Origin of the sequence: Agrobacterium vitis (genome assembly GCF_013337045.2) — a bacterium.
In the GTDB taxonomy this organism is placed as follows: Bacteria; Pseudomonadota; Alphaproteobacteria; order Rhizobiales; family Rhizobiaceae; genus Allorhizobium; species Allorhizobium vitis_B.
In genome coordinates this window covers 3,401,799-3,428,729 of record NZ_CP118259.1, presented here as the reverse complement: position 1 = coordinate 3,428,729, position 26,931 = coordinate 3,401,799, and the positions used below count along the sequence as shown (strand labels likewise).

At 58.8% G+C, this 26,931-nt stretch carries 21 protein-coding genes; 7 read left to right on the top strand and 14 right to left on the bottom strand.

Features of this window, described 5'->3' with window-relative positions; genetic code table 11:
- Positions 1-121 precede the first annotated feature (121 nt).
- Positions 122-1,849: a chemotaxis protein gene (locus G6L01_RS16225; RefSeq protein ID WP_070166229.1), complete on the top strand. Its 1,728-nt coding sequence runs from the start codon at positions 122-124 to the stop codon at positions 1,847-1,849.
- Positions 1,850-1,981: 132 nt separating this feature from the next.
- On the opposite strand, the gene G6L01_RS16220 is transcribed toward G6L01_RS16225, so the two are convergent.
- The 5 genes from G6L01_RS16220 to G6L01_RS16200 form a co-directional block, all read right to left on the bottom strand.
- On the bottom strand, positions 1,982-2,551 hold the full coding sequence (locus G6L01_RS16220) for a CarD family transcriptional regulator (protein WP_041697279.1): 570 nt from the start codon (positions 2,549-2,551) through the stop codon (positions 1,982-1,984).
- 718 nt (positions 2,552-3,269) lie between these two features.
- Positions 3,270-3,608 carry a ferredoxin FdxA gene (gene fdxA / locus G6L01_RS16215; RefSeq protein WP_070166230.1) on the bottom strand — a complete coding sequence of 113 codons (339 nt, stop codon included), beginning with the start codon at positions 3,606-3,608 and terminating at the stop codon, positions 3,270-3,272.
- 353 nt (positions 3,609-3,961) lie between these two features.
- Complete coding sequence (locus G6L01_RS16210; protein ID WP_070166231.1) at positions 3,962-4,363, bottom strand: RNA-binding S4 domain-containing protein; 402 nt, start codon at positions 4,361-4,363, stop codon at positions 3,962-3,964.
- A 3-nt stretch (positions 4,364-4,366) separates the two neighbouring features.
- Positions 4,367-7,510, bottom strand: coding sequence for a helicase-related protein (locus G6L01_RS16205; RefSeq protein WP_070166232.1), 3,144 nt, complete (start codon positions 7,508-7,510; stop codon positions 4,367-4,369).
- A gap of 11 nt (positions 7,511-7,521) precedes the next feature.
- Positions 7,522-7,794 (bottom strand): hypothetical protein, encoded by a 273-nt coding sequence (locus tag G6L01_RS16200; RefSeq protein ID WP_174089284.1) that lies wholly within the window; start codon positions 7,792-7,794, stop codon positions 7,522-7,524.
- Between the two features lie 179 nt (positions 7,795-7,973).
- Here G6L01_RS16200 and G6L01_RS16195 point away from each other — a divergent pair, with 179 nt between their 5' ends.
- Both G6L01_RS16195 and G6L01_RS16190 read left to right on the top strand, forming a co-directional pair.
- Positions 7,974-8,129, top strand: a complete 156-nt coding sequence (locus G6L01_RS16195) for a DUF3309 family protein (RefSeq protein ID WP_015917565.1) — start codon at positions 7,974-7,976, stop codon at positions 8,127-8,129.
- A gap of 34 nt (positions 8,130-8,163) precedes the next feature.
- Positions 8,164-8,421 carry a YMGG-like glycine zipper-containing protein gene (locus G6L01_RS16190; protein WP_070166233.1) on the top strand — a complete coding sequence of 86 codons (258 nt, stop codon included), beginning with the start codon at positions 8,164-8,166 and terminating at the stop codon, positions 8,419-8,421.
- Positions 8,422-8,492: 71 nt separating this feature from the next.
- Here G6L01_RS16190 and phbB read toward each other — a convergent pair whose 3' ends face one another.
- Positions 8,493-9,218, bottom strand: a complete 726-nt coding sequence (gene phbB / locus G6L01_RS16185; protein ID WP_070166234.1) for a beta-ketoacyl-ACP reductase — start codon at positions 9,216-9,218, stop codon at positions 8,493-8,495.
- A 345-nt stretch (positions 9,219-9,563) separates the two neighbouring features.
- Positions 9,564-10,745 (bottom strand): acetyl-CoA C-acetyltransferase, encoded by a 1,182-nt coding sequence (locus G6L01_RS16180; RefSeq protein ID WP_070166235.1) that lies wholly within the window; start codon positions 10,743-10,745, stop codon positions 9,564-9,566.
- 239 nt (positions 10,746-10,984) lie between these two features.
- Between G6L01_RS16180 and phaR the strand changes: the two genes are divergently transcribed.
- The gene (phaR, locus tag G6L01_RS16175) at positions 10,985-11,560 is read left to right on the top strand and encodes a polyhydroxyalkanoate synthesis repressor PhaR (RefSeq protein WP_015917562.1); all 576 of its coding nucleotides are present in this window, start codon (positions 10,985-10,987) and stop codon (positions 11,558-11,560) included.
- A 158-nt stretch (positions 11,561-11,718) separates the two neighbouring features.
- Here phaR and rpmF read toward each other — a convergent pair whose 3' ends face one another.
- The 3 genes from rpmF to mtgA form a co-directional block, all read right to left on the bottom strand.
- Positions 11,719-11,904 (bottom strand): 50S ribosomal protein L32, encoded by a 186-nt coding sequence (rpmF, locus tag G6L01_RS16170; RefSeq protein WP_007604390.1) that lies wholly within the window; start codon positions 11,902-11,904, stop codon positions 11,719-11,721.
- A 198-nt stretch (positions 11,905-12,102) separates the two neighbouring features.
- The gene (locus tag G6L01_RS16165) at positions 12,103-12,762 is read right to left on the bottom strand and encodes a glutathione S-transferase family protein (RefSeq protein WP_070166237.1); all 660 of its coding nucleotides are present in this window, start codon (positions 12,760-12,762) and stop codon (positions 12,103-12,105) included.
- A gap of 72 nt (positions 12,763-12,834) precedes the next feature.
- On the bottom strand, positions 12,835-13,500 hold the full coding sequence (mtgA, locus tag G6L01_RS16160) for a monofunctional biosynthetic peptidoglycan transglycosylase (RefSeq protein ID WP_087729567.1): 666 nt from the start codon (positions 13,498-13,500) through the stop codon (positions 12,835-12,837).
- A 289-nt stretch (positions 13,501-13,789) separates the two neighbouring features.
- Here mtgA and G6L01_RS16155 point away from each other — a divergent pair, with 289 nt between their 5' ends.
- Positions 13,790-14,686, top strand: a complete 897-nt coding sequence (locus G6L01_RS16155) for a polyprenyl synthetase family protein (protein ID WP_070166238.1) — start codon at positions 13,790-13,792, stop codon at positions 14,684-14,686.
- An 88-nt stretch (positions 14,687-14,774) separates the two neighbouring features.
- Positions 14,775-15,413 carry a LysE family translocator gene (locus G6L01_RS16150; protein WP_070166239.1) on the top strand — a complete coding sequence of 213 codons (639 nt, stop codon included), beginning with the start codon at positions 14,775-14,777 and terminating at the stop codon, positions 15,411-15,413.
- A 76-nt stretch (positions 15,414-15,489) separates the two neighbouring features.
- On the opposite strand, the gene G6L01_RS16145 is transcribed toward G6L01_RS16150, so the two are convergent.
- The 4 genes from G6L01_RS16145 to G6L01_RS16130 form a co-directional block, all read right to left on the bottom strand.
- Positions 15,490-16,155: a YiaD family glycine zipper/OmpA-like lipoprotein gene (locus tag G6L01_RS16145; RefSeq protein ID WP_070166240.1), complete on the bottom strand. Its 666-nt coding sequence runs from the start codon at positions 16,153-16,155 to the stop codon at positions 15,490-15,492.
- 106 nt (positions 16,156-16,261) lie between these two features.
- Positions 16,262-17,512, bottom strand: coding sequence for a flavodoxin-dependent (E)-4-hydroxy-3-methylbut-2-enyl-diphosphate synthase (gene ispG / locus G6L01_RS16140; protein ID WP_070166275.1), 1,251 nt, complete (start codon positions 17,510-17,512; stop codon positions 16,262-16,264).
- A gap of 87 nt (positions 17,513-17,599) precedes the next feature.
- Positions 17,600-18,754 carry an MFS transporter gene (locus tag G6L01_RS16135; RefSeq protein WP_070166241.1) on the bottom strand — a complete coding sequence of 385 codons (1,155 nt, stop codon included), beginning with the start codon at positions 18,752-18,754 and terminating at the stop codon, positions 17,600-17,602.
- A gap of 181 nt (positions 18,755-18,935) precedes the next feature.
- Entirely contained in the window at positions 18,936-19,151 is a 216-nt protein-coding gene (locus G6L01_RS16130; RefSeq protein WP_143116640.1) for a hypothetical protein, read from the bottom strand.
- A 131-nt stretch (positions 19,152-19,282) separates the two neighbouring features.
- On the opposite strand from G6L01_RS16130, the gene G6L01_RS16125 reads away from it, so the two are divergent.
- Complete coding sequence (locus tag G6L01_RS16125) at positions 19,283-26,866, top strand: type I polyketide synthase (protein WP_156584666.1); 7,584 nt, start codon at positions 19,283-19,285, stop codon at positions 26,864-26,866.
- Positions 26,867-26,931 lie beyond the last annotated feature (65 nt).

The following is a 26,931-nucleotide window of genomic DNA, read 5'->3' as shown; positions in this document are numbered from 1 at the left end:
TGGAGGGCTGGCCTGAAGGTTTGTCATTATCTCGAATTCTATGCGAATGTTTTGCGGAATTTACCTGTCATTCTTGAATTGGAGCTAATGTGCCGAAATATCGCTCTTGTGAGGTGTATTCGTGCGACCAGTTTTCAAGGCCCATTCGACCGGCAATTCCCACTCCGATTTTGAGGTGAAGCTTGCCTCCGCCCATTCGCGGATCGAGAAGTCCTTTCTCGATGGCGGCGCCGTACTGGTATCGGTGATGGACAATCTTGGCAGTCTGGTCGATAGCCTCGACCATTTGACCGGCGTTCTCGATGGCAAGACGACAGCGGATACTGTGCAGGGTCTTCGCAAGACGGTTTCCGATCTCGCCTTGCTGCCCGCACGGGCATCGGCCCGCCAGGAATCCTTCAGCCAGATCTCCGATCAATGTGCCTCGACCTATTCGCATGTCGAGGAAATGCGCGAGACCATTCGCTACCTGCGCACATTCGCCATCACCGTGAAGATCACCGGGGCGGGGCTTGCCGAGTTCTCGGGCTTTGCCGATGAAATCCGCGAGCGTATCCAGTCCGGTGCCGAGGAAATCGATCGGTTTGCCGAGCAATTGGCGGGTATGCGCGGTCAGTTGGACACGGCACGGGCGTTTTCCGATGGCATCTTGTCGGATTTCAGCAATACCATTCCCACCATCGTCAGCTCGCTGACGCTCAGCTCCGACCAGTTGGCAACCCAGCACAAGTCAATGGCTGGCATTGCCAATGATGTGAAAGGGCTCACCCGCGCCATTCAAGGCAAGATCGCCAATGTGCTCTCGGCCTTGCAAATTGGTGACATCACCCGCCAGCGCATCGAGCATATACAGAGTAGCCTGGATTATCTGGAGGAGTTTTTTGCGGCTGGCGGATTGCGTGACCCGGCGGAAAAAGAGGCGCTTCGCCAGGCTGTCCTGCATCTTGCCCACGCGCAATTGCAGGAATCCCTGGATGATTTCCGGCAGAAATGCACATCGATTGCCGCCAATATGTCGAGCTTTACAAGTGATGCCGCCCGCGTTCTGGCGTTGCGTGACGAATTGAACCAATCGGGCGGCGATAATGACCGCAGCCTGCTGCGCAAGATGGAAAGCGATATCAGCCATGCCTGCGCGCTTTCGGCGCGCGTACAGGACCGCAGCCATGAATCGGATGCTGTCGTCAGTTCGGTCACCCAGTCCGCTCAGGCACTCCAGGAAGGCATCGAGACGATCCGGTCGATCAAGACCGATATTCACTACATGGCGCTGAATTCCAATCTTCGTTGCTCCCGTCTTGGCGATGCCGGTCGGTCCGTGAATGTCGTCAGTGGTGAATTGCGCACCTTTGCCGCCAAGCTGGAAACCCCAGCGGATGCTATTGTCGAGGACATGCGCTGCGTCGAAGAGGCGACGGCGTCGCTGACCCGCGACGACAGTGACGACATCAACCATATTCATGAGCCGTTGAACCTGGCGCTGGATAAGATCCGCGTTGTCGCGACGGATATGGAAAAGGGGCTTGAGGCCTTTGGGGCTGAAGGCCAGCTGGTGTTCAGCCGGATCAGCGCAGCGGTGACCAAGCTTGATTTCGATGGCGAACTTGGGGGGCTGCTGTTGGATTGCCTGGCAATCGCCGACCGCGCCCGCGGGCATATGCCGGCGCTATCGGCTATTCCCGCTGCTGCGCTGCCGCTCAGCCAGAAAATCTTTGCCATCTACACGATGGCGCAGGAGCGCGATATTCATCAGCGTTTCCTGCCATTGCAGGCTGGCTTGGACATGGTCGTAGATCAGGCCGAGGTTTTTGAAGACGACGAACAATTGTTTGCCGGAGCATTGTTTTAGCGTTTTCAGCGAAAACTGGAGATCGATTTTCGGAAAATCGGCTGCAAAACCTGAGCCTCAGCATCCATGGATGTGCAGAGGACATAAAAAAACCCGGCAATGCCGGGCTTTTTTATGTTGGAGTGAGCAAGCTTACGCTGCTTCTTCCTGAGTTTCGTCTTCTTCCACGGACTTGCCGCGCTTCGGGCCTTTGGCAAGATTGACTTCCACCAGCCGGACGGCTTCGGTTTCAGACATCTTGTTGACGGCGGCGATTTCACGCGCCATGCGGTCCAGTGCGGCTTCATAGAGCTGACGCTCGGAATAGGACTGTTCCGGCTGGTGTTCGGCACGGAAAAGGTCACGAACCACTTCGGCAATGGAAATCAGATCGCCGGAATTGATTTTCGCATCATATTCCTGTGCCCGGCGTGACCACATGGTCCGCTTGACACGTGCTTTGCCCTGAACGACTTTCAAAGCCCGATCAACAAAATCGGTTTCCGAAAGCTTGCGCATTCCAATTGTGACAGCCTTGGTGACCGGCACTTTCAAACGCATTTTATCTTTATCGAAATCGATTACAAAAAGCTCAAGCTTCATGCCCGCGACTTCCTGCTCTTCAATGGCGGTGATCGTACCGACGCCATGGGCCGGATAAACGATCGCCTCACCTGTCTTGAAGCCCTGACGCGTCGAGGATTTTTTCTGCTGGGTCGTCATTCGCTCTAAAAACTCCCTGTTACTGTATCGGCGACAGCCGACCCCAGGCCGAAAGACCCGGATGAGACGGGGGAACCGTCGGGTGACTCCATGCTGATCCAGTTACGATCAAACGAATAAAAGCACATCAGTGACAGAACCGGCGAGGTTTACATGTCACAAACATAACTTTCGTGGATTTTTCGGCTTTCGCGGTAGGTTTGGGCACACAAATGCCCTCACGTGTGGATCAGTTCTATAGGCTTAACATAAAAAAGTGAGGAAATCAATATTTTGCTGCCTTGCGACCGCTTGACGGCGGAAACTGTTCTTCTTTAAGGGTGCGGTTTGACCTGTCGTTGGCTAACCTCGCCAAGGTAAAATAAAATATCTTTTAACCTATTGATTTTTTTAGAATTTCAGAAAATCGCACACGCTGTGGCAGCGATTCTTTTTGCTGCTTTGCTCCCGAGCGGTCACGTCAATTCTTCGCAGCGACAGGCAATTGCATGGCTGCTGTCATAAAAAACAGAAGCTGCCATGCAGTTTTATGCGAAGTCTCAAAGATGTGAACCTGACGGCATTGCAAATATCTCAAATGCGACAAAGGCTTGAGGTATCCGGCAAACAATAGGACGAGGTGATCTTCAACTGGCAGCGCATCGTCCGTTGCCGCCCAACAGACGACATCCGGGGGGCGACATCCAGAATCGGGTGAGACCGCGTCGCAACTCGCTAATCAGTCGCCCGTGCCAGGCTTTTCCGAAAAATAAAGTTCGAACTTGCCTTCGACGCCATCCATTTCCTTGGCTTCGGGCAAAGCATCGCGCTTGGTGGTGATGTTTGGCCAGATCTGGGCAAACTCCGCATTGATTTTCAGCCACTTATCGAGACCCGGTTCCGTGTCTGGCTTGATGGCTTCAGCCGGACATTCCGGCTCGCAGACACCGCAATCGATGCATTCATCGGGATTGATGGCCAGAAAATTCTCACCTTCGTAAAAACAGTCGACCGGGCATACTTCCACGCAATCGGTATATTTGCAGCGTATGCAGTTGTCAGTCACGATATACGTCATGCGGTACTCCAGAGATCTCTCGATGGCGAGTGCGACGCCGCGTCTTGCAGGAACGAATTAGGCAAGGAAAAATCGACTGTCCCATATCATGCACAGCTTTTTCCACAAGGGCAGTGAGCTACTGCTTTCCAGACCTGTTAGCAAGGATAAATCATCCCTATCTTGATGCGATAGAGGTCGATTTTCCTAGTGGCCACCAAGCGTTTCCCAAACCGGACCGGCCAGCTCTGATACCAGGCTCAACGATGTTGTCATATCCTCGCCTTGCGCAGATTTCGAATATCTCCAATGCATCAAAGGCTTGAGATATTCGAAAATGGAAGACGGACTGTTATTTTCGAAGACCCGACGTGTCAGTCTTCGCCATCCATCAGACGGTCCACTTGCCGGCGCTCGCGCTTGGTCGGACGGCCTGAACCGGGAAGTCTTTGTGCCTGTTCAAAAGCGGTGAGGGCGTCGCGGGGCTGGCGCGGCGGTGACTGGTCCTCATAGAGAAGTTTTGCCTGCTCGTAAGGGCCGCGATGCGTGCCGGGCTGGCGAACGACAAGTTTCATGTCGTGATTGGCAAGCGTAATATCCAGCACGTCGCCGGGCCGGACAATGATGCTGGGCTGCTTGGCTGGTTTGCCATTGACCCGCACCCGGCCCGAGACAACCTGCTGCTGGGCCAGCGTACGGGATTTGAAAATCCGCGCAAAAAACAGCCACTTGTCGATCCGTTGAGAGGGGCCGGCGAGTGGCTGTTGTTCGCTCATGGCTTACTTCTTCATCTGCTCCTTCAAGGCAGCCAGTTTGGCGAAAGGAGAATCCGGATCGATCGGCTTTTCCTTGCGCGGCGGCTTTGCCTCGAAACGCTGCGGCTGGGCTGATTTCGTGTCCCTGTCGCGGTCCTTACGCGGACCGCGATCATCGCGGTCGCCCCGGTTTGCGTGTTTGTCACGGTTGCCGTCCCGGTCGCGGGGCTTGCCGTGATGGCCACCCTCGCGGCGCTTGTCATCGCGGTCACGGCCACCTTCTGTACGGGCTTCCGGCTTCTGCTCGCCCTGCTGCGGGGCGCGCTTGGCACCCTGCGGACGGCGGTCGCCCTGTTGTGGACGTCCGGCCTGGCGCTGGTTGTCGTTGCGTCCGCCGGGACGCCAGAGCAGAACCGGCTTGGGTTCCGTGGGGCCTTCCGGATTGGCAAGAAGGTCAGCGGATGGAGCCTCGGTCGCTGCAACTTCGGCCTCTTTGACCTCCGCTGGTGCTTCTGGCGTTGCTTCGGCGCTGATTTCAGCACTTGGGACGGAAGCCGTTGGGACGGTCTCGAGCGTTACCGGCTCAGCAGCGACAGTTTCCGTCGCTGTGGCTTCGCTCTGCTGATCCGCATCGTCTTCGTCGGTTTTTTCGACGCTTTCCGATGTCTGTGCCGGTGCCGTGGCGGTTGCTGCGGCAGGCTTGTCGTCCTGGATTCCGAGGAAGGCCTGGGCCTCTTCCGCCTTGACGGCATCGGCGCGGTAGCCGAGACCTTTGAGGATTTCTTCCATGTCATCGGGCGTTGCGCCGAGGATGGAGAGCATCGCTGTCGTGGTGGTGAAGCGGCGGCCATCATAGGCGCCGTCCGGACGCGCTGTGGTGCCGGGCTTCCATTGCAGCAACGGACGGATCAGATCCGCCAACCGTTCCAGAATGTCGATGCGTACGGCGCGCTTGCCGAGGAAACGGAAACCGGCGAGCTTGTAGAAATTGCGCTCGAAGCTCGGATCGGTCACCACGGAGGTGCGGCCTGCGGCCAAAACCGGGATGAGATCGCCATAGCCGGGCTTGTCCAGGCCATCGTTCTTCAAGGCCCAGAGCAGGGTGATCAGCTCGGCAGGAGCCGGTTTCAACAGGGCCGGCATGAAGATGTGGTAGGCACCGAAGCGCACGCCGTAGCGGCGCATGGAGGCGCGTGCATCCTGGTCCAGCGATTTCACCTCTTCGGTGACATCACGGCGGAACAGAATCCCAAGCCCTTCCACCAGCTGGAAGGCCAATCCCTTGGAAAGGCCCTGCAGGTCTTCGGCCCGCGACAGATCGTCGAGCGGCTTCAGAATGGTCGAGATATGATGATTGACGAAGCGCTCAATGCGGGCGACGACGTGATCGCGCGCATTGCCGCTCAGCGGTTCGTCCGCCAGCAGCAAAATGCGGGGGCGCATAATATGATCCGAACCGGTCAGCTTGGCGACGGGATCGCCCAGCCAACGGACGAGACCGTCGGAACTGAGCGCCAGATCTCCATTGCCGGAGGCATGCAGTCTTGCAGCCCGCGCTTCGAATTCCAGGCCAAGCGCCTTTTGGGCAGCGGTTTGCACCGCCTTGGCGTCCGGCCCCTCGGTTCCAGAGATCGGCGTAAACCGGAATCCGGAGAGTTGGCCCACGTGATGTCCTTCAACGAAGACATCACCGTTCACACTGATTTCAGCTTCCAGCATCCCATTCTCTCTCAAGCGCTTCATAAGCACAGATGTCCTGCGATCAACAAAGCGTTTCGTCAACCTTTCATGTAACGCGTCAGACAATCGATCTTCGATTTCCCGCGTCTTTTCTTGCCAGTGTGTCGGATCGGCAAGCCAACCTGGCCGGTTCGACACATACGTCCAAGTTCGGATCTGCGCAATGCGCGCAGAAAGAGTATCTATCTCACCGTCTGTCCGGTCGGAGCGATGCACCTGCTCTGCCATGAAATCTTCGTTCACACTACCGTGCCGGGCAAGGTCGGAATAGAGGGTAAGAATCAGATCGGCATGTTGTGCCGGGGTAATTCGTCGATAATCCGGTAATGCGCAGGCATCCCACAGCAGCGACACCCTGTTTGGTGACGAAGCAAGGTCCTGGACTTCCGGATAGCGAGCCAGATAATCCAACGCCTGCTGGTCGATTGCCGGCAGCGCCCGCACCAGTCCCGCTACCTTGGGTGCAGCATCCAGGCTACGTCGCAGGTTGGCAATCGAGGAAAAATCGAATTGGGCGGTGCGCCATTGCAGCACCTTGACCGGATCGAAATGATGGCTTTGCAACCGTTCCACCAATTCCGGCTCAAAGGGATCGACCCGCCCTGTCACCCCGAAAGTACCATCCTTCAGATGGCGTCCGGCACGCCCAGCAATCTGGCCCAGTTCGCCGGGATTGAGATTGCGGAACTGATAGCCATCGAATTTGCGGTCCTGGGCAAAGGCAACATGATCGACATCGAGGTTCAGGCCCATGCCAATCGCATCGGTCGCCACGAGATATTCGACATCGCCGGATTGGTAGAGGCCGACCTGGGCATTGCGGGTGCGCGGGCTGAGTGCGCCGAGCACCACAGCGGCCCCGCCGCGCTGGCGACGGATCAATTCGGCAATGGAATAGACCTCGTCGGCGGAGAAGGCGACAATCGCCGTGCGCTGCGGCAGCCGGGTGATCTTTTTTTCACCGGCATAAAATAGCTGCGACAGGCGTGGACGCTCAACGACGGTGATGCTCGGCAGCAGATGCTGAAGGATCGGCTTCATCGTCGCCGAGCCAAGCAGCAGGGTTTCCTCACGTCCGCGCAGATGCAACAGCCGGTCGGTGAAAATATGCCCGCGCTCGAGATCGCCCGCCAACTGGATTTCATCGATGGCGACGAAAGCGACTTTGGTTTCGCGCGGCAGCGCCTCGACGGTACAGACAGAAAACCTTGCATTGGGCGGGGTGATCTTTTCCTCGCCAGTGATGAGGGCGACATGGGCCGCGCCGACCCGCTCGACCACCCGCGTATAGACTTCGCGCGCCAGCAACCGCAAAGGCAGGCCGATCATACCCGACCCATGGGCAACCATGCGCTCGATGGCATAATGGGTCTTACCCGTATTGGTCGGCCCCAGCACAGCAATAACACTGCGGCCGCTCAGGATCATGGGTTGCGAAGTCAAATCGTCGCTCCGGACTGCACTGTCAAAGGAGGATGGCCGCAGCCGATCTTCCTTCGGGACCACACATGGCGATGCCTTGGAGCAAAGGCAAGAAAAGAATTGCCCTGGCGCTGCTTTTCCGGCTCCAGAGGCGAATAGGAGGGAAATAACCTCCGGTTGTGGTAGATTTTGGCCATTTTGTGCGCCGGGCTTTGATTCGGAACAGCTAAAGAACGAATCGGCGACGAATCACTGACTCCAGCTCTTTCATGTTTTGTTCCAGCCTTCATCTTGTAGGTCTCTGGCATGAGGGGAACAAGATAATGGGAGCCACGCACAACCGAAAACGGTGCCGGTCTTTAAAACCGTGGCTGATGGAGGAAAGGGCAGACCGGGTGGAACAATACAGGGCCAGGATCATTATAGGGTCACATGAATTAAGACATGCTGAAAAGTAAAGGGAAACACCATGCTAGGCACAATTCTCGTCATCATCCTCATATTGTTGCTGCTTGGGGCGCTTCCGACTTGGGGTCATAGTCGCAACTGGGGCTATGGTCCGTCCGGCGGCCTGGGTCTGGTTGTCGTCATCATTATTATTCTGCTGCTTATGGGCCGTATCTAGTGGCTGGCCAGGCCAGGAAGAAGAGGAAGCTTTCATGAAAAAGACAGTTATTGCCATAGCCATGCTTGTACCGATGATCGCGTCTTGTACGCCAACGGAACGTGGTGCCTCAATTGGCGCGGCATCCGGCGCTGTGATCGGTGGCGTTGCCACCAATTCGGTTGGGGGAGCTGCTGTAGGCGCCGTCGGCGGTGGCGTTGTTGGTGCATTGATCGGCCAGTCGACCGAGCGCCGGGGTTACTGCGTTTACCGCGACCGTTATGGCCGCCAGTACGAGCGCCGTTGCCGCTAACTTGCATACCATTGAATATAAAAAGCCGCCGGAGCGATCCGGCGGCTTTTTTTGGATATTAGGCCAGGGTATCAGACGAAGAACTGGCCACCATTGGCGGAAATCGTCGAGCCGGTGATGAAACCGGCGTCATCGGAAGCCAGAAACACCACGATGCGGGCAATTTCTTCCGGTTCGCCGAGGCGTCCGACCGGAATTTGTGGAATGATCCGCTCGTTCAGGACTTTTTCCGGGATCGCCCGGACCATTTCCGTGCCGATATAGCCCGGGCAAATCGCATTGACGGTAATATTCTTCGCCGCACCTTCCTGGGCAAGAGCCTTGGTAAAGCCGAGATCGCCAGCCTTGGCGGCGGAATAATTGGCCTGGCCCATCTGGCCTTTCTGGCCGTTGATGGAGGAAATGTTGATGACGCGGCCAAAGCTGCGGTCGCGCATGCCCGTCCAGACCGGGTGGGTAACATTGAACAGACCGGTCAGATTGGTGCCAATCACATCATTCCACTGCTCAGGCGTCATTTTATGGAACATGGCATCGCGGGTAATGCCCGCATTGTTGACCAGGACTTCAACCGGCCCAAGGGCTGCCTCGACGGCGGCAATGCCCTGCTTGCAGGCCTCGTAGGAGGAGACGTCCCATTTGAAGACCGCAATGCCAGTTTCGGCTTCAAATGCCTTTGCGGCCTCGTCATTGCCAGCATAATTGGCAGCAACAGTGTATCCAGCCGCCTTCAATGCCGTTGAAATCGCTGCGCCGATACCACGCGTTCCGCCGGTTACCAAAGCTACCCTGCTCATTCCAGTCTCCTCTCAATAAGTGTTTTCTTGTGTTGCGCCTCTCCGTACCCTAGGGGGCACGGAGTAACATCCCCACGATTCAATGGGTACTCCTGCGAAATGCACAGGAAGCGACCCTTCACTACGGTTTGACGCCGGAAGCATTGAACTGGAATGATGCAGGTAAAATATGACCGGGTCGGTTCCTGGCTCGTTTATTGTTCTGGCGGTGCGCATGCGGTCCGCTGCTGAAACCAGCTCCGTTAATTCCATCCGGCAAAAGGAAAGGGGGTAATCAGGCGATACCCTCACCGTTTACGATATCAAAGCCCGATGGCTGCCCATCGGGCTTCTGGCTCGATAGCCTCAGAGGCCTTCGATGCACATGGCAACGCCCATGCCACCACCGATGCACAGGGTCGCCAGACCCTTCTTTGCGCCACGCCGTTTCATTTCAAACAGCAGGGTGTTGAGAATACGGGCGCCGGATGCCCCGACCGGGTGACCGATGGCAATGGCGCCGCCATTGACATTGACGATCGACGTATCCCAACCAAGATCCTTGTTGACGGCGCAGGCCTGGGCGGCAAAGGCTTCGTTGGCCTCGACCAGGTCGAGATCGTTCACACTCCAGCCAGCCCTTTCAAGCGCCTTGCGGGATGCAGGGATGGGACCTGTGCCCATGATCTTCGGATCGACGCCAGCCGTTGCCCAGGAGGCAATGCGTGCCAAGGGCTGGATGCCGCGGCGGACGGCTTCAGCTTCGGTCATCAGCAGGGCGGCGGCGGCCCCGTCATTGATGCCGGATGCATTCCCGGCGGTGACGGTGCCTTCCTTGTCGAAAGCCGGACGCAACTTGGTCATGCTGTCCAGTGTTGCACCTGCGCGGATATATTCATCAGCATCGACGATCACATCGCCCTTGCGGCCCGGCACGGTGACAGGGACAATTTCGTCCTTGAACCGTCCTGCTGCCTGGGCGGCTTCGGCCTTGTTTTGCGAGGCAACCGCAAAGGTGTCCTGCTCGTCGCGCGTCAGTTGCCACTGGCGGGCAACATTTTCGGCGGTGACACCCATGTGATAGCCGTAGAAGGCATCGGTCAGGCCGTCCTTGATCATGGTGTCGATCATTTTCATGTCGCCCATCTTGGTGCCAGCGCGCAAATGGGCGCAGTGGGGGGCAAGCGACATGGATTCCTGGCCGCCTGCGATGATGATCGAGGCGTCGCCGGTGGCGATCTGCTGCATGCCGAGTGCCACGGCGCGCAAGCCGGAGCCGCAGAGCTGGTTCAGGCCCCAGGCGGTTTTTTCCTGCGGAATGCCAGCCTTCATGGCGGCCTGGCGGGCGGGGTTCTGGCCCTGGCCGGCCGTCAGGATCTGGCCGAGGATCACTTCATCGACTTCGGCGGCCTCGATGCCTGCGCGTTCCAGCACGGCCTTGATCGCGGTCGCACCCAGATCATGCGCGGCAACGTTGGCAAAAGCCCCGTTGAAAGAGCCAACTGCCGTTCGAGCCGCGCTGGCAATGACGATGGAAGGCGTAGACATGGGTATCTCCTCGATAGTGTTCTTTGCTGCGGCTGAGACTGTCAAAGCTTCCCCGAGAAGTCAAACTCAAAGCATTGGGAAATTTCAGTCTTTGGTTGCATTTCAGCGGATGGCTATCGCTGCTTTCGATAGCGCGATCCCGCGACGCACAAAGAGATTGTCACGCCCGTCGATTTGCGATTACACTTCCCTCTCAGGGAAGAGCAATAATAACGACATAAGCCGGGTTAGGAGACACAATGGCCAAGACCGATGGCGAAATCATCATCAAGAAATATGCCAATCGCCGCCTCTACAACACGGGGACCAGTACCTATGTGACGCTGGAAGATCTGGCCAAGATGGTAAAAAAGGGCGAGGAGTTCACCGTACAGGATGCAAAGTCCGGCGAGGATATTACCCATTCCGTCCTGACCCAGATTATTTTCGAACAGGAAGCCAAGACCACCAATACGTTGCTGCCGATTTCCTTCCTGCGCCAGTTGATCAGCTATTACGGCGATCAAATGCAGATGGTGGTGCCAAGCTTTCTCGAACATTCGATGAAAGCCTTTACCGAACAGCAATCCCAGATGCGCGACCAGATGACCCGCGCTTTCGGTGAGACACCGCTTGCCAAGAATTTACAGGCACCGATCCAGCTGATGGAGGAGCAGGTCAAGCGCAATACCGAGATGTTCCACCAGGCCATGCAGATGTTTTCGCCCTTCATGACGCCGACGCCAGCCCGCGAGACGAAGCGGCCGGAAACCAAGGATATCGATGATCTGAAAGAGCAGTTGCGCAATCTGCAAACCAAGCTCGACAAGCTCTGACAATTGGTGCCGCAACGGCGTGGTGCAGGGGTGTTTTCCTGCACCGCGCGGTTTGTAATATCTGTGAAGGTCACGGCAAGCAGGCGGTCTTCACCAGAAAATGGCAAAGAAAAAGGCCGGAAAAACCGGCCTTTTTAATATAGTCAGATAGAAAACGCTTATGCGCTTTCCTTCGGTGTCAGAACCTGACGGCCGCGATACATACCTGTCTTCAGATCGATATGGTGCGGACGGCGCAGTTCGCCGGAATTCTTGTCTTCGACATAGGTCGGAGCCTTCAGACCGTCGGCAGAACGGCGCATACCGCGCTTGGACGGGCTTGTTTTTCTTTTTGGTACAGCCATTTTAATTACTCCACGTGACGGTCGAAAACCGATGAACCGGCCCTTTTGGAGCCGAACAATCACTCATCCGATCTTCGAATTTGGCGGCCTTATACATGCCGCCCAGGGGTTTGACCAGTCCCCGGCGGGATTTTTTTGTCATCGTGCGGTCGCAAAACGCCGGTGCTGCCCGGCCTTTGCGGGCATCGGGCAATCGGTTCAGGCCTCGTCCTCCGGCACGATCCAGGGTTCAGCCAGGGCAGCATCGCGCCACTTGATCCAGGCGGGATGGGCCTGCATGCGATCCATATAGCCAAGACTAACCGGATCAGAGGTCAGTTGATAGGCTGAAAAACGGTTGACCACAGGTGCATACATGGCATCCGCAGCGCTGAAGGCACCAAACAGGAAAGGACCACCGGAACGGGCCAGTTGCTCGCGCCAGATGGTTTCGATGCGGGAGACATCCGCCATCACCGCTGCCTGTGTCTCAGGACTGAAAGAAAGCGTCTGTGGCGAGCGGCGGAAATTCATCGGGCAGGCATTGCGCATCGCCCTGAAGCCAGCCAGCATTTCGAACGAAATTGCTCGGGCCACGGCCCTGTCCGAGGAGGCCGATGGCCAGATGTCGGCATCGGGGAAAAGCTCGGCGGCATATTCGATAATGGCCAGCGATTCCCAGACCTTCACGTCACCATGCACGAGGACAGGCACCTGGCCGGACGGGGATATGGCCTTGATGCCGGGATTGCCGGCTGGAAAGTCGAAGCGGATCAGCACCTCTTTGAAACCGATCCCGGCTGCGGTCAGAGCAATCCAGGGCCGGAACGACCAGGAGGAATAATTCTTGTTGGCAATATAAAGGGTTAGGTCTGTCATCGGTTTTATCTCCTGAAATGTCCGGCAATCTTAACCGGCACATACAGCTCAAGCCAATGCCAAGTTTTGACATCACTTATCAATGCAGCTGATATATGGATCGGCGCCCCGAGCGCGGCGCTCCACCATGGCAGCGAGCCGCCGTAGACCGGGGCCAGGCTTGCCAGCATTTCGATCAATGGGATTTGGCAGCGAAACCGCGAGCAGGGCGGCCTGGCGGGCTGAAAGCCTGGCGGCCGGGATTTTGAAATGGTGCAGCGCCGCTGCCTCGGCGCCGTAAATGCCCGGCCCCCATTCGGCGATATTGAGGTAAATTTCCATGGTCCGGCGTTTCGACCAGACCTTGTCGGCGGTGAGCGCCAGGGGAATTTCCATGCCCTTGCGGATGAAGGACCGGCTGTTCCATAAAAACAGGTTTTTCACTGTCTGCATGGTGATGGTGCTGGCGCCGCGGGTTTCCTCGCCATCCAGCGCATCGTCGATCACTGAGCGCATCTGCACCCAGTCGACGCCGCTATGGCTACAGAATTGCCCGTCTTCCGACATCATCACAGCGCGGATCAGGTTGGGCGATATACGCTCCAGCGGCACCCATTGCCTGTCATAGCCGCGAAACAGAACGAGGTCGGCCAGCATCAAGGTGGAGGGCGGGTGAATGAAGGGCAGCAGATAGAGCGCCATCAGCGCGAAAGGCAAAAGGGCAACAGCAAGCAGTGCCTTGGCTATTCGATGCAGCACCGGCCGCCAGTCTCCTTTTTCGCCCTCCTGGTCGAGGTGCTCGTCTTGCCCGGGCACGGTTGCGTCCAGAGGGTCGATAGCATCAGGTGCGTTGTCCGTCGTCAATCCTGTCACCTGCCCCGACGCCTGCTTGATTTGCGCATTTGTTTTCTTAGCCGTGAATAAGGCTAAGCGCCAGACCAAGGCACTTTGGCGGGCCGATACCCCACAGATAGTCCCCAATACTCATTGTATCTTGCACCTTCTGAGGGCGCATGGCAAAGAGCAGCCGGCAAACCTGAGGCATGCGATGTTTGACGATCATCTCCGCGATACAGCCACGCGCGTCCAGGCGCTGCTGACCGAGCTTTTGCAGCCTGAGCCGCTATCGGATGAAATCGCCAGGCCCTGTCAATTGCTGGCAGCAATGCGCCACGCTGTGTTAAACGGCGGCAAGCGGCTGCGGCCATTTCTGGTGGTGGAAAGCGTCCGGCTGTTTCGCGGCCAGGACGATGCGGCTCTTCGGGTTGGCGCTGCGCTGGAATGCCTGCATTGCTACTCGCTTGTCCATGATGATCTGCCCGCCATGGATGACGACGATCTGCGCCGTGGTCAGCCAACTGTGCATATCGCCTTTGACGAGGCGACGGCCATTCTGGCAGGTGACAGCCTGCTGACCTTTGCCTTTGAGATCATTGCCGCGCCACAAACCACGCTACCCGACGCTGCCAAGACCGCGCTTGTTCTGGCGCTGGCGCGGGCTGCCGGGCTTGGCGGCATGGCGGGCGGGCAGGCGCTGGATCTGGCTGCGGAGAAACAGGCTCCTGATGAGGCTGGCATCGTGACATTGCAGGCGATGAAAACCGGTGCACTGTTGCGCTTTGCCTGCGAGGCTGGACCAGTGATTGCCGGGGCATCCCAGGAGGACCGGCAGCGGCTTCGCCAATTCGGCGAGTTGATCGGCCGGGCCTTCCAGCTTGCCGACGATCTCCTCGATTTGACGGCTGATGCGGCCACCATGGGCAAGGCGACGGGCAAGGATGCCGGGCGCGGCAAGGGGACATTGGTTGGCCTGAAGGGCCAGACCTGGGCGGAAGCCGAGCTGGACCGGCTGGTCGATCAGGCGGTCGGCTTGCTGGCTCCCTATGGCGAACGCGCCGCAGTGTTGATGGCTGCCGCCCGTTTTGTCGCCAATCGCAGGAATTGAATTGCCACTGTGACAGGTTTTCGGGTGCGCATTCCGGTTTGGTGTTTTAGGGCTCAGTGACCGTTATTCTCTCGCGAAAGCGCCTGACATGATTGCCGATCATTTTGCGCAGTTCTTCTCCGCCTATCTCGTCTATCTGGTGGCGGTGATCAGCCCCGGCCCGGCGAATATGGCGATTATCTCGACGGCCATATCGCAAGGGCGCAAGGCGGGTCTGGTGATTGCGCTTGGCATATTTGCAGGCTCTTTCACCTGGGCAATGGCTGCATCCTTTGGCCTTGCCGCCTTGCTGCATCACTATGGCCACGCCCTTATCCTGCTGAAAATCGCTGGCGGGCTTTATCTTTTTTATCTCGCCATCAAGGCGGGCTTGTCTGCTTTGAGGAAACAGCAGTCGACCGGTGAGCAGGTCGGGACGGTCAAGCAGGACCGGCACAGGGCGCTCTTTCTGCGCGGCTATCTCATTCACTTGACCAATCCGAAAGCGATTTTCGGCTGGCTGGCAATTATTTCGCTGGGCGTGCCAGTGGATGCGTCGCTGGGGTCTGTCGTTCTTGTAGTGGGTGGCTGCTTGACGACCGGTTTTACAGTCTTTTGCGGCTACGCGCTGGTGTTTTCGACCGCTCGCGCCGTGCAGGTCTACAGGGCCAGCCGGCGCTATGTGGACGGGGTTCTTGCGCTTCTGTTCGGCGTGGCGGGCGTTAAAATGCTGACGACCAGCTTGTGACAGGCCAGCTTGTAGCAAGAAAGCCGCCTTTCGGCGGCTTTCTTTGTCTTTGAATGGGGTGTTGCCTTGGCAGCGATCAATTGTCCTTGAGCGGCGAAATCGCCACTTCGACGCGACGGTTCTGAGCGCGGCCTTGTGGTGTAGCATTGGTGGCAATCGGCTGGCTGGGGCCAAAGCCCATGGCCGACATGCGGCGCGGATCGACTCCCTGCGAGCCGAGATAGTTCAGCACCGATTCGGCGCGGCGCTGCGACAGATCCTGATTGTGCTGCAAGCCGCCGGTCGAGTCGGTATGGCCGTTGACATCGACCAGGGTGCGGTTGAACTTCTTCAGCACGATGGCGACCGAATTCAGCGTTGGGTAGAACGGCGGCAACACCTGGTCCTGATCGGTCGGGAAGGTGATGTTGGACGGCATGTTGAGGATGATCCGGTCGCCCTGACGGGTGACGGACACGCCGGTGCCTTGAAGCTGGGCGCGCAGTTCGGATTCCTGATTGTCCATATAGCTGCCGATGGCGCCGCCTGCCAGCGCACCGATGCCAGCGCCGATCAGGGCGGCATTGCGCTTGCCATGACCGCCGCCGCCGACCGCCAGGCCGCCGAGCGCGCCGAGGCCCGCGCCGATCATCGCGCCACCGGCGGTGTTCGACATTTTCTGTTCGCCCGTATAGGGATCTGTGGTGGTGCAGGCACTCAAATAGGTGGCAGTCAGGGCAAGAAGGACGAATTTCTTCAGCATCGGGATAGGGCTCCGTAGGTTCATTTCATCCTGAACATAGCAATTGCGGCAATATGAAGAAAACATGCCACCTGCTACAGAACTGCTTGCTGACAGAACGGGTTTCTTACTCCGCCGCCGATCGCTGACCGTAGCGTTTTTCGATATAGTCGATCACCAGGGCCTCGAAATCCTCGGCGATTTTCGGACCACGCAACGTCAACGCCTTCTCACCGTCGATAAACACCGGTGCCGCCGGGTTTTCGCCGGTGCCGGGCAGGGAAATGCCGATATCGGCATGCTTGCTTTCCCCCGGGCCATTGACGATGCAGCCCATGACCGCGACATTCAGGCCTTCCACACCAGGGTATTTTTCCCGCCAGACCGGCATGTTCTTGCGGATGTCGCTCTGGATCTTCTGCGCCAACTCCTGGAACACTGTGGACGTGGTGCGCCCACAACCCGGACAGGCAGCAACGACGGGGATGAACTGGCGAAAGCCCATGACCTGCAACAGTTCCTGTGCCACCTGCACTTCGCGGGTCCGGTCGCCGTTCGGCTCCGGCGTCAGTGAAACGCGGATGGTGTCGCCGATGCCCTGTTGCAGCACATAACCCATGGCCGCCGATGAGGCGACAATGCCTTTCGAGCCCATGCCTGCTTCCGTTAGGCCAAGATGCAATGCGTGGTCGGAGCGCGAAGCCAGCATGGAATAGACAGCGATCAGATCCTGCACCTGGCTGACCTTGGCCGACAGGATGATGCGGTTGCGCGAAAGCCCGATCTCTTCGGCCAGTTCGGCAGATAGAAGCGCGGATTGGCAGATCGCTTCACGGGTCACCTGCCGGGCCGAGAGCGGAAAGCCCTTGGCCTGGTTCTCGTCCATCAACTGGGTCAGCAATTCCTGGTCGAGCGAGCCCCAGTTGACGCCGATGCGGACCGGCTTGTCATAGCGGATCGCCATTTCGACGATATCGGCGAATTGTTTGTCCTTCTTGTCCTTGAAACCGACATTGCCCGGATTGATCCGGTATTTGGCCAGCGCTTCGGCACAATCAGGATGATCGGCCAGAAGCTTGTGGCCGATATAATGGAAATCACCGACCAGCGGCACATCAAGGCCGAGCCGCACCAGACGGTCGCGGATTTTCGGCACGGCGGCCGCACTCTCATCGCGGTCCACTGTGATGCGGACGATTTCCGATCCAGCTTTATGCAGGGCTGCGACCTGCGCCACCGTGCCGTCGATATCGGCTGTGTCCGTATTGGTCATCGACTGGACGACGACAGGCGCGCCGCCGCCAACAATGACGCCGCCGACATCGACGGCCACGGATGCGCGGCGTGGTTTCGGGTCAAAATCTTCGGCTGGCGCCATGGTGGTCATCCCGATCTTGCGGATAATTCGCTTTCAGGTGGATCAATCATGGTCGCTTGTCAACATCGTGACAGTGGTGCGTGTCGATCAAACTTTGGGCCGGTCGGCATGTCGGGCAAGGCCAGAGAGCAGCAGGGCAACCAGGATCAGAGCTGGGAGCACGCGAAACACCAGGGCCAGTGACGTATGTTCGGCGATAAAACCAATCAGTGATGGCGCCACCAGAATACCCGAATAGCCCATGGCGCTGACCACCGACAGGCCGACGCCCGGTGCCATGCCCGGCAGGTTGCCGGCGGCAGAAAAGGCGATGGGGACCAGGTTGGAAATGCCGATGCCCATGATGGCAAAGCCGATGACGGCGGTCCATGGATCGGTCGCAAAGCCAGCAATGGCCGTGCCGATCATGGCGATCACAGCGCAGAGCCGCATGGTTTTCACCGCCCCCAGCCTGTCGCGGACGATGTCGCCGGCAAAGCGCATGATCGCCATGGTCAAGGAGAAGCCGGCATAGGCATAGCTTGATGTGGCAATGGAGCCGCTCAGTTCATTGCGCAGATAAAAGGCGCCCCAGTCGAGCACGGCGCCTTCCGGAATCATGCAAAACAGCGCGACGAGGCCGAGAAGCCAGGGCAGTGGCGTCGTCGGCAGACGGGCCTTGTGGTGTTCGGCATCGGGATGGGGCGGGTCGCGAAGGGTGATCGGCCAGGCGACAAACAGCATCACGGCAGCAAGGACAGTTGCAACAAGGCTATGCGCCGTCGATCCAGCCATGGCCAGCAGCGGGCCGCCTATGCTGGCGCCAATCAGGCCGCCGAGGCTCCAGAAGGCATGGCAGGACGACATGATCGAGCGCCCCATCTGCTTTTCTGTCTCGACCGCATTGGCATTCATCGCCACATCCATGGCGCCCATGAAGCCGCCAAACAGGAAAATCGCCAGGGCCGCCAGGGGAACATTGGGGGCAAGTGTCAGCAGCAGCAGGGTCGGTAGGAAAATCAGCGCGCAGGCCAGCGTCACCCGCCGCGAGCCGAAACGGGCGATCTGGGCACCGGCCACCGGCATGCAGGCGAGAGAACCCAGCCCCAGAACAAGGATCATTAGACCGAGCTGTGCTTCGCTCAGGTCGAGATGGCGGGCAAATTCAGGCACTTTGGGCGCCCAGGAACCAATGATGAAGCCGTTCATCAGGAACAACAGTGAAACGGCCAGACGTTCCCTGGTGAAAAATCCTTGCTGCATGTCCGTAATCCTCCGATTGCGCGAAAACTCTCTTAAATCGATTAGAGTTGCAAGCGCAGACCGGGTTTGCGCTGTCACGAATCGTATCTCCCTGTTGGGAATGTTTGTTCAGGTGGACGTCGATACCAGCATTGCAATTTGGCGGCTTCCTTTCAAAAGTCTGAAACCGTCATCCTTTTTGTCAAGAAACGACGAAATCGTCCATGAGGACCAAGGCAAGAACGGTATCGGATAACCTGCTCATTTTAAGAGGAAATTCGGAACGGACATGCTGGTTTCCGCTCTCATATCCTGCCGAAGGGAAGTGGTTTGCGGGGCGGGTTTCTCTCTGGCTTTCACCTCTCATCAGGTTAAAAAAATCGTTATGCCCCATAAGTTTCCGGCGTTTTTCTTTCATGAGGCGGAGGCCTGCCTATGTGAATCCTGATTGACGCCCCTATGTCGCTTCTCTAAGTGAAGGACAATTATATCTGAGGACATCTGAAAGGCTATCAGACCTCGCTAAACTGTTGAGATCCGTAAGAATAGATGACAGTAGAGATTATAGGGCGCGCCTGCGCCGCGCCGGGAGCCACGTCTCCCGAAGAACTGTTTGATCTTTTGCGTTCCGGCGCATGCACTGTCTCGACCTTGCCCGGGGATCGTTGGGATATTGCGCGCTATTGGCATCCCGAAATTGGCACGCCTGGAAAATATTACACTTTCGCTGCCGGTGTGATGGATGGAATCTATCAGTTCGATCCCGCCCTGTTCGGCATGTCACGGCGTGAAGCCGCCTTTATGGACCCGCAGCAGCGCATCCTGCTGGAATTGACCTGGCGGGCGCTGGAAGATGCCAATATTCCCGCCAATAGTCTGTCCGGGCAGAATGTCGCGGTCTATGTCGGCGCATCCAGTTTTGACCATGCCAATCTGGCGGCGGAAGATCCCGCCGGTCCCGGCCCGCATTTCATGACCGGCAATACGCTCTCGGTGGTCTCCAACCGTATCTCGCATGTCTTCGGCCTGAATGGTCCGAGCATGACGGTGGATACGGCCTGTTCGTCCTCGCTGGTCGCGCTCGATCACGCGGTGCGCGCCATTGCTTCGGGCGAAGTTGACACAGCGATCGTTGCTGGTGTCAACGTGCTGGTTCATCCGCTGCCTTTCGTCGGTTTCGCGCAGGCGCGGATGCTGTCGATCGACGGTTTGTGCAAGGCCTATGCCAATGACGGTATCGGGTATGTTCGCTCCGAAGGCGGTGCCGTGCTGGTGCTGCGCTCCAGCGAGAAAGCCCGGCGCGAAGGCGACCGCAGTCACGCGACCATCGTTGCCAGCGGCACCAATGCTGCCGGGCGCACCAACGGCATTTCGCTGCCGTCGCGCGAAGCGCAGGCCGTTCTGCTGCGCGCCGTCTATGACGGCAATGGTCTCGACCCGGATCGGCTGGCCTTTATCGAAGGCCATGGCACCGGCACCAAGGTCGGCGATCCCGCGGAAGTCTGGTCGCTTGGCACGGTCATCGGCCAGCGCCGCAAGGAGCCGGTCTGGATCGGTTCGATCAAAACCAACATCGGCCACACCGAACCCGCATCCGGCCTGCTTGGCGTGATGAAGGCGATGATGGCCTTGCAGCACGATCTGCTGCCAGCCTCGCTGCATTTCAACGAGCCGAATGACACGATTGATTTCGATGGCCTGAATGTCCGGGTTGCCTCGCAAGCGGTGGCATTGGCACGCGATGGCTTGCCGCGCCTTGCCGGGATCAACTCCTTTGGCTTTGGCGGCGCCAATGCCCATGTGGTGATTGCCGATCCCCAGATATCTGATTTGGCGCCTGATTTGGCCTCAGGCGCGGCTAATCCAGCCGGTGCCGGTCGCCTGTTCATGGCCAGCGCCCATTCTCAGGACAGCCTGAAAGCGTTGCTGGACAGCTATGACAAGGCCTTTGCAGCGGCAGACAGCGATGGTGATCTGGAAGACCTGATCTCGGCTGCCGCTTCCAACCGTGCGCCGCTTCGTCACCGGTTCGTTGCCAGTGGCAGTGCGGATGCCATCGTCAAGGCGGTGCGGGAACGGCTTGCCACGGCCAAGACCGGCGGTGAAATTGGTGAAGCCTCGTCGCGCAACGGCAAGCTTGCCTTCGTGTTTTCCGGCAATGGCGCCCAATGGGCGGGCATGGGTCTCGATGCCTACCGGGCAAACGCCCGCTTCCGCGAGAGCTATGAGCGGATCGCCGCGCTGTTTACGGCGCATTCGGCACTTGATCTCGTCGCTGCCTTGACCGATCCGGATCTGGAAGTCAGATTGAAGGATACCAGGCTTGCCCAGCCCATGCTGTTTGCCATCCAGGCCTCGCTGTCGGATGCGCTGCAAACTGCCGGTCTGGTGCCGGATGCCGTCTACGGCCATTCGGTCGGCGAAGTCGCTGCGGCCTATGTATCGGGTGCGCTGTCGTTGAAGGATGCCGTCTGCGTTATCGCCAAACGGTCGCAGCATCAGGCGGTGCTTGCCGGTGAAGGCACGATGGCCGCCCTGAAACTCGGCGAGGCCGATGCGCGCGCCATGCTGGCCGAGCTTGGCTTTGATGACCTGACGATTGCTGCGATCAATGCGCCCAATTCGGTGACTGTCTCGGGTCGTGAAGACGCGATCCGGGCGCTGAGGGAACATGCCCGCAAGCAGCGGGTTCCAGCCCAGGTGCTGGATATCGACTATCCTTTCCATCATCCGCTGATCGATAAGGCGAAGGCTGCTTTTTCTGCCGATCCGCCGCTGATTACCCCGCGCCAGACCACTCTTCCGTTCATCTCCACGGTGACGGGTGAACAGCTTGAGGGGATTGCACTGACCTCGGATTACTGGTGGAAGAATGTCCGCCAGCCGGTGCAGTTCCAAGGGGCGACGGAAGCGGCCATCGCGCTTGGTTGCAGCGTGTTCGTTGAAATTTCTCCGCGTGCGATCCTAGGCGGCTATGTGTCGGAAACGGCGCAGCATGTGTCGTCTACGGTTGCCGTCAGTGCCAGCCTCAGCCGTGAGGCTTTGGATGAGACGGTTGACCCAGTGGCGCGGGCTTTGGCGCGCGCTGTCGCCAGTGGCGCCAAGGTGGATGAGGCCAAGGTCTTCGGTCCGCGCCGCGCCGATATCGTCTTGCCGGGCGTGCCTTTCGAGCGGGCGGATCTGCGACCGGAGCCAACCAGCGACCGCGTCGATCTCTATGGCCGTTTCGATCAGTCGGCCTATCGGTTGAGCGGCTGGCGGGTCGATTTGAATGGCGGCCATTGGAAAAACCATCTCGACGCCCATCTGTTTCCGGATCTGGCCGAACATGTTGTCGATGGCCGCGCCATTTTGCCGGGCAGCGGTTTTGTGGAAATTGCCATTTCTGCGGCGCAGGCGCATTTCGGCTCCGATCAGCTTGAGATCAGCAATGTCGAGATCCTGCGGCCATTGGAATTGAGCGAAAGCCGGATCGTTGAGCTTTCCACGCTGATTTCTTCTGCGACCGGCGATCTTCAGATCCGCTCACGCGAGCGGCTGAGCGATGACGACTGGACGGTCAATGCGGTTGCCCGGGTTCGCAAGCTCACCGCCTCCGAATTGGACGATGCGGTTGATTTCGACTTGTCCAGCCCGACATCGGAGCTGGATAAATCTGCCGCCTACCGGACGGCGCGCAATTTCGGCCTGGATTATGGGCCGCGCTTCCAATTGCTGGAAAAGGCGATCTGCCATGGCGAGCGGCTTGTCGAAGTGTTCCTGAAACCGGCAGCGGCGCCGGGCCACCCGTTGCTGCGCTACAATCTCAATCCGATGTCGGTGGATGCGATGTTCCACGGGCTGGTGGCGCTGTTTGGCCGCTTCAGCGGCGAGCAGGGCGGAGCGCCGTATATTCCCGTGCGCTTCGGACGTGTCCGCACGCGGGTTCTCGGTGTTGCCGTCCATCGGGCAGTAATCGAGATCGAGCGGATCAGCGACAGCTCGATCAAGGCCAATTTCCATCTGTTCGGCGAGACCGGCGAGCGGATCGCCACCTTGAGCGATAGCCGGTTCCGCCGCACCTATCTGAAACAGCACAAGACGCTTGATGGCCTTGCCTATCATTATGAAACCATCGCGGTACCCCTGGTGAAAGATCCGGGTGCGGCCCTGGTCGCGCCGTTGGGCGACGTTTTCGCATGCCAGGAGCGCGACCTGGACAATGCCACGGTGCTGATCCATGCCTGCGTGCTCAGCGCTTTCTATGCGCTTGCCGAGCGCCTCGCCGGTCAAGACCGGCGCGTGTCACTGGTCGATCTACCGGGCGATGTGCGGTTGCGGCGGTTCTTGGCCAATGCCCTGCACAGTCTAACCGATAGCGGCTTTGCCCAGTATGCGGATTGCATTTGGACGCTTGAAGACGGCAGCGATCTTCCGCCCGCTTTTGAACTGATCCGGGAACTCTACCGGGATTTCCCGGAACGTACCGTTGAACTGGTGATGATCAATGACGTGCTGACCGCTGTCAATGCAGCGCTCGATCAGCCTGCCGGGGCCGTGGACGACGGTCTGGATTGGAATGGGGTGATCAGCGAAGCGACGCTGGATCATTTCGCCGTTCATTCCACGCTCGCCACCGAGCGCCATGGGGTGTTGTTGAAGGCAGTGATCGACTGTCTCTCGACGCTGGATGCCGATGCTCCGCCGCTGGTGGTCGAGCTTGGCGCCAGCTCACTTCATCTCAGCCGCAAGCTCGCCGATCTGGTTCGGGCGGCTGGCGGCAATCTGGTGATTTTTGAGCCTGAGGCAGGCCTGCGCCGCAATCTGGAACTGTCTTTCGAGGCCGATCCGCGCGTTACTGTCGTTGACGCAAAGGGGCTGGATCAGCTTTCGCTCCTGAAAGCGCCGGTCGACCTGATTGCCAGCGCCCATGCCGATCTTGGTCGCTTGCTGGATGGTGACATGTTGGCGCGGCTCAGCCATGGCGTCTTGGCCTCGGCCCGTCGGCTTGTCGCCGTGCAGCCAGCGCCCGACCTGTTCAATGATTTCGCCTTCGGTCTGCTGGAAGGCTGGTTCGACAGGACGGTTTCAGAGGAATTTCCGCTCGGTCGGATTGGCGGTAGCGAAGACTGGACGAAGTCCCTGCAACAGGCTGGTTTTGCCGCGGTCCATGCCCGGCAATTGCAGACGGATGGTGGCAGCCTCATCGTGGCGGAAGCCCAGGGCCGGACTGACGTTCCTGAGCCAGAGTCTGGTTCGCGTCAGGATAACGGGTCGGTAGACGAGGTTGCGGCCAGGGGACCGGTGATCATTGTCCATGAAAAAACCGCGGATATTGCCCGGCTTTCGGCGGCAGCAAGAGCGCTGGGCGGTTCCCAGGTGTCTTTGTTGTGCCTATCAGGCAGCTTTGAAACGGACCGGCCGATGCTGGCCGACGCTCTGGGCAAGGCTGGACCGGCCTTGGGCGGAATGGTCTGGCTGATGCCCGATACCGATGCGGCTGCGGATGGATCGCTGCTGTTGCAGGACCGGGTCGGCGCTCTCAGCGCGCTGGCCATGGCGCTTGGCGATGTTGCGGCATCGGCGCCTGATGCTGTGAGGAGGCTTCCCGTCACTCTGGTATTGCCCGGCGGCGCGCCTGTCACAGGCGTTACCGGCAAGGACTTGACCCGTTCCAGCCATGCGGGGCCTGTCAATGCAGGCCTCTGGGCCTTTGCCCGTGTGTTGCGCAACGAATTCGACCTGTTCGACATGCAGGTCGTCGATACCGGACCCTCCAGCAATACGCTGGAAATCATGTTGGACTGGGGCATGCGCCTGCTGGCCGACAAGGGCGAAAACCGCGAATGGCTGGTGGAGCCGGAAACCGGGCGGATGGCCGAGATTCGCGCCGTGCCTGGTCCTGCCCCGCTGACGGCGCAGCGTACTGATTCATTCGAGGCAGCCGTCATTCGCCAGCAGGTGCCGTCGCAGGTTGCCAGTATTCGCTGGGAAAGCTGCCCGGTCCCAGCCATCGGACCGACCGAAGTGCTGGTGAAGACCGCAGCGACAGGCTTGAATTTCCGCGACGTGATGTGGGCCATGGGCCTGCTGCCGGAAGAGGCGCTTGAAGACGGCTTTGCCGGGGCCTCGATCGGCATGGAATTTGCCGGTGAGGTGGTTGCTGTCGGCTCAAAGGTCAGCGATCTTATCGTCGGTGACAAGGTGATGGCGATTGCCGCTGCGGCTTTCGGTACCCATGTTAAGGTCGAGCGGGCTGGAGTGGCCAAGTTGCCGGATGGCGTGGACCCGGTATCGGCAGCGACCATTCCGGTGGTGTTCCTGACGGCTTATTATGCCATTCACGAGCTTGGGCGGGTGCGCCCGGGCGAAACCATTCTTATTCACGGTGCCGCTGGCGGCGTTGGGCTTGCCGCCTTGCAGGTTGCCCGGCATTTCGGCGCCAAGATCATTGCCACGGCAGGCACCGTCGAAAAGCGGCGCTTCCTGGAAACGCTTGGGGCGGACCATGTGTTCGACAGCCGCTCGCTCGGTTTTGTCGGCGATGTGCTTGACGTGACCGGCGGCGAAGGTGTCGATCTGGTGTTGAACTCGCTGTTTGGCGAGGCGATGGAAAAATCCCTGTCGCTGGTCAAGCCGTTCGGGCGCTTCCTGGAGCTTGGCAAGCGGGATTATTACGCTGACAGCAAGATCGGCCTGCGGCCTTTCCGTCGCAATGTCAGCTATTTCGGCATCGACGCCGACCAATTGCTGGTCCTGCATCCCGATCTGTCGCGCCGCATGCTGGCCGAAATCGGTGGCTTGTTCGAGCAGGGCGTGTTCACGCCGCTGCCGTTCCGCGCCTTCGAGCATGACGAGATTGGCGATGCCTTCCGGCTGATGCAGAATGCTGGGCATATCGGCAAGATCGTCGTGCTGCCACCGGTTGCGGGCCGTGACCGCGTGGCGGTTAAGTCGGCGCGCCGGATGTCGGTTGATGCGGATGGCATGCATCTGGTGGTCGGCGGTATCGGCGGTTTCGGCCTTGCCGCCGCCGATTGGCTGGTAGAGCAGGGCGCGCGCCATATCGCCTTATCGACGCGGCGCGGGCTGGTTGATGCCGAGACGCAAACCGTTGTTGACCGCTGGGCCAAGCAGGGCGTGACGGCCTATATTCGCGGCTGCGACGTGACCAGCGAAGCGGCCTTGTCGGCGCTTTTGACTGAGCTGCGCGCCATTGCGCCGTTGAAGACCGTTATTCATGCGGCCATGGTGCTTGACGATGCCTTCGTCTCCAATCTGACACGGGCTCGAAACCAGCCGGTTATCGACGTCAAGGCCAAGGGAGCCGCACTTCTTGACCGGTTGACCCGGCAGGACGGGATCGACAATTTCATTCTGTTTTCGTCGATCACCACCTATGTCGGCAATCCCGGCCAGGGCAATTATGTCGCCGCCAACGGCTTCCTGGAAGGTTTGGCGCGGGCGCGCCGCACCGAGGGACTGGCTGGTCTTGCCATCGGTTTCGGAGCAATCGGTGATGCCGGTTATCTGGCCCGCAATGCGCAGGTTAATGAACGGCTTGGACGCCGGATCGGCAAGACGGCGCTCGATGCCCGCGATGCGCTGTCAGCGGTCGGGCGCTATATTGCTGCCGATACCGGCTCGGTCGATGCGGCGGTGGCGATGATTTCCGAATTCGATTGGGCCGCCGCGCATTCACTTGCCGTGGTCAACGAACCCTTGTTTTCGCTGATCATGCGCCGCAGCAACCAGCATGTTGGCAGCGGTGAGGGCGGCGAGATCGATCTGGTGGCGCTGATTGATGGCAAGGCACCGGCTGCGGCCCAGGACGTGCTATTTTCGGTGCTTGCCGGTGAAATTGCCGATACGCTGCGGGTGCCCAAGGAAAGCATCGGGCTGAACAGCGTGCTGAAGGATATCGGGCTGGACAGTCTGATGGCCGTCGAGCTTGGGATGAACTTCGAGCAGAATACCGGCTTCGACATTCCCCTCAGCAGCCTTGCCGACAACGCCACTGTCGGGGACCTGACGCGCCGCCTCTATGAAAAAGTCAGCCTGCGTGGGCGGACGGGCGACAAGGACGAGGCGACACCTGAGGACAGCAAGATTATGGACGATCTGCATCGCCGCCACAGCGGGCAGGGCCAGTAAAACTGGCCCAGTTTTTGCTATCCGTTACGCTGCTGTTCATGTTTGTGTTGATAAACATCATTCTG

What these genes read in the sequence shown, in the direction of transcription:
- G6L01_RS16220 (WP_041697279.1), bottom strand. Translation starts at nt 2,551, where the DNA reads ATGACGACCCAGCAGAAAAAATCCTCGACGCGTCAGGGCTTCAAGACA.
- fdxA (WP_070166230.1), bottom strand. Translation starts at nt 3,608, where the DNA reads ATGACGTATATCGTGACTGACAACTGCATACGCTGCAAATATACCGAT.
- G6L01_RS16210 (WP_070166231.1), bottom strand. Translation starts at nt 4,363, where the DNA reads ATGAGCGAACAACAGCCACTCGCCGGCCCCTCTCAACGGATCGACAAG.
- G6L01_RS16205 (WP_070166232.1), bottom strand. Translation starts at nt 7,510, where the DNA reads ATGATCCTGAGCGGCCGCAGTGTTATTGCTGTGCTGGGGCCGACCAAT.
- G6L01_RS16200 (WP_174089284.1), bottom strand. Translation starts at nt 7,794, where the DNA reads ATGAAGGCTGGAACAAAACATGAAAGAGCTGGAGTCAGTGATTCGTCG.
- G6L01_RS16195 (WP_015917565.1), top strand. Translation starts at nt 7,974, where the DNA reads ATGCTAGGCACAATTCTCGTCATCATCCTCATATTGTTGCTGCTTGGG.
- G6L01_RS16190 (WP_070166233.1), top strand. Translation starts at nt 8,164, where the DNA reads ATGAAAAAGACAGTTATTGCCATAGCCATGCTTGTACCGATGATCGCG.
- phbB (WP_070166234.1), bottom strand. Translation starts at nt 9,218, where the DNA reads ATGAGCAGGGTAGCTTTGGTAACCGGCGGAACGCGTGGTATCGGCGCA.
- G6L01_RS16180 (WP_070166235.1), bottom strand. Translation starts at nt 10,745, where the DNA reads ATGTCTACGCCTTCCATCGTCATTGCCAGCGCGGCTCGAACGGCAGTT.
- phaR (WP_015917562.1), top strand. Translation starts at nt 10,985, where the DNA reads ATGGCCAAGACCGATGGCGAAATCATCATCAAGAAATATGCCAATCGC.
- rpmF (WP_007604390.1), bottom strand. Translation starts at nt 11,904, where the DNA reads ATGGCTGTACCAAAAAGAAAAACAAGCCCGTCCAAGCGCGGTATGCGC.
- G6L01_RS16165 (WP_070166237.1), bottom strand. Translation starts at nt 12,762, where the DNA reads ATGACAGACCTAACCCTTTATATTGCCAACAAGAATTATTCCTCCTGG.
- G6L01_RS16155 (WP_070166238.1), top strand. Translation starts at nt 13,790, where the DNA reads ATGTTTGACGATCATCTCCGCGATACAGCCACGCGCGTCCAGGCGCTG.
- G6L01_RS16150 (WP_070166239.1), top strand. Translation starts at nt 14,775, where the DNA reads ATGATTGCCGATCATTTTGCGCAGTTCTTCTCCGCCTATCTCGTCTAT.
- G6L01_RS16145 (WP_070166240.1), bottom strand. Translation starts at nt 16,155, where the DNA reads ATGCTGAAGAAATTCGTCCTTCTTGCCCTGACTGCCACCTATTTGAGT.
- ispG (WP_070166275.1), bottom strand. Translation starts at nt 17,512, where the DNA reads ATGGCGCCAGCCGAAGATTTTGACCCGAAACCACGCCGCGCATCCGTG.
- G6L01_RS16135 (WP_070166241.1), bottom strand. Translation starts at nt 18,754, where the DNA reads ATGCAGCAAGGATTTTTCACCAGGGAACGTCTGGCCGTTTCACTGTTG.
- G6L01_RS16130 (WP_143116640.1), bottom strand. Translation starts at nt 19,151, where the DNA reads ATGAAAGAAAAACGCCGGAAACTTATGGGGCATAACGATTTTTTTAAC.
- G6L01_RS16125 (WP_156584666.1), top strand. Translation starts at nt 19,283, where the DNA reads ATGACAGTAGAGATTATAGGGCGCGCCTGCGCCGCGCCGGGAGCCACG.